Here is a 342-nt window from a genome sequence, read left to right on the forward strand (position 1 = left end):
ACTGTTACTTCTGCCTTCATAGAGTCATATGTAACTGTCGCATCAGATCCCTTAACTTCTTCAATTGTGTACTTGTAAGTGCCTTCTTCGCCTTTCTTGTACTCAATTGCTTTGAACTTAACGTTTCCGTCCTTGTCGTTCTGAACAGTTTCGATTTCTTTGCCTTTGGCATCTTTCAATACGAAGCTGAACTCACCAGCCTTCAATTCACGACCTTCCAGTTTCTTAGTGAAGTTGAAGTCCACTGAGATTGGTACTGAGTTAACACGTTTTTCAGTTGGTTTGCTTGGTTTCTCAACCTTCTTCGTAGTTGGGTTGTAGTAGTTAACTACTTGCGCTGCC

1 protein-coding gene is annotated in these 342 nt (G+C 41.5%); it reads right to left on the bottom strand.

Going from position 1 to position 342, the window contains the following annotated elements; all coding sequences use genetic code 11:
• The coding region (locus HMPREF2987_RS04855) for a Spy0128 family protein (RefSeq protein ID WP_142995359.1) at positions 1–342 on the bottom strand (342 nt) is incomplete at both ends.

This window comes from Streptococcus sp. HMSC067H01 (assembly GCF_001814775.1).
Taxonomy (GTDB): Bacteria; Bacillota; Bacilli; order Lactobacillales; family Streptococcaceae; genus Streptococcus.